Source organism: Cryobacterium sp. RTC2.1 (assembly GCF_035018685.1).
Classification (GTDB): domain Bacteria; phylum Actinomycetota; class Actinomycetes; order Actinomycetales; family Microbacteriaceae; genus Cryobacterium; species Cryobacterium glucosi.
Window position 1 is genome coordinate 1 of sequence record NZ_JASJXJ010000293.1, and the last position, 1493, is coordinate 1493.

Sequence of the window (1493 nt, forward strand, 5' to 3'; positions counted from 1 at the left end):
TCAGCGTGTTCACCACCGAGGAGAAACCTCTGTTGCAGGCGCTGCCAGCGGCACCGTTCGAGATCAGCACGTGGTCCTATAAACGAAAGGTCAACGCCAACGCCCACGTGGTCTGGGCCAAGAATTTCTACTCCGTCCCTTTCAGCCACATCGGCGCGCTGGTAGACCTTCGTGTCACCGAGACGATGCTGGAGGTCTATCGGCGCGACGAGCGTCTGGCCAGCCATTTGCTGCTGCCGGTCACGACGACGAACCAGTATCGGACGAACGATGCGGACTTGCCCGAGGGGCGCAGCTTCCAGGCCTGGGACCGAGCCCGGATCGAGGAATGGGCCGCGCGGATCGGGCCGGCAACCGTCACCGTGACGGCCAAGATCTTCGAGACCGTCTTCATCGACGAGGCCGGCTTCGACGCCGCGCTGGCCGTGCTGAAACTGTCGCGCCGGTTCCCTCCGGCCCGGGTCGAGGCCGCCTGCGCACTCGCGCTGCGGGGGCCGGTCCGCTCCCCGCGCTACGCGCATTTGCGGCCGATCCTCGACACCGGGCAAGACAAAACCGGACAAGTTCCGGAACCGGAACCGGACGATGGCGGTTATGTTCGTGGCAGCGCTTACTACGCCGGAGGGAACCGTTGAGCGCGCTGGACGGGGAGACTAAACGCAAGCTCCGCGAGATGAATGCCGGCGAGCTGTTGGAGGCCATCGACCTCCAGGACGAGATTCTCTCGATCAGCCTGACCTTCGAGGAACGGGTCCGGCTGGTCGTCGACGACGCCTACTCGAGCTTCATGCATTCCAAGGTTGACGGGCTGATCCGGCGGGCGGGACTGCGTTACCCGAACGCGGATTTGCGGCGCATCGACCTGCTCGACGAGCGCGGCCTCAACCGGCAGGTGCTGACCCAGCTCGGGACCTGCTCGTTCGTCACCCGGCAGCAGAACGTCGTCTTCCAGGGCTTTACCGGGTCGGGGAAGTCGTATCTGGGATGCGCGATCGCCAAACGGGCCTGCGAGCATCGAATCCGCGCTCACTACGTCCGGATGCCCGACCTCGAGGAAGCCTGGGTCGCCGCGCAAGACGCCCCGGGCGGGGCGGGCAAGTTCCTCCGCAAATATGCCGCGTTCACGCTGCTGGTCATCGACGAGTGGCTGCTCGATAAGCCGACGGAATCGATGCGGACAATGCTGCTGGAGCTGATGGAGCGCCGCTACGGCGAGACATCAACAGTGTTCTGCACCCAGTATCAACAGAAGGACTGGCACCAACGCCTCGGCGCCAGCGTCCACGCCGACGCCATCATGGACCGCATCATCCACAACACCACCTGGGTCGACACCGGCACCTACAACATGAGGGAACAAACCGCCCTCGCAACCGCGTAATCCGTGACGGGGAGCACCAGTGGTGCTGAGCCACACCACCACTGGTGCTCTTCCGCACGACCAGTGGGGCTCAACCGCACGATCGGGTGGGGCTCAGAGACTCGAATACTCA

Annotated in this window: 2 protein-coding genes; both read left to right on the forward strand. The window is 64.4% G+C overall.

Going from position 1 to position 1493, the window contains the following annotated elements:
* A partial coding sequence (locus QN357_RS18895) for a Mu transposase domain-containing protein (RefSeq protein ID WP_416347637.1) occupies positions 1 to 635 on the forward strand: 635 nt, incomplete at its 5' end.
* A complete protein-coding gene (locus tag QN357_RS18900; protein WP_322188740.1) occupies positions 632 to 1381 on the forward strand; it encodes an ATP-binding protein in 750 nt (249 codons plus the stop codon). The genes QN357_RS18895 and QN357_RS18900, both read left to right, overlap by 4 nt.
* Positions 1382 to 1493: the final 112 nt, after the last annotated feature.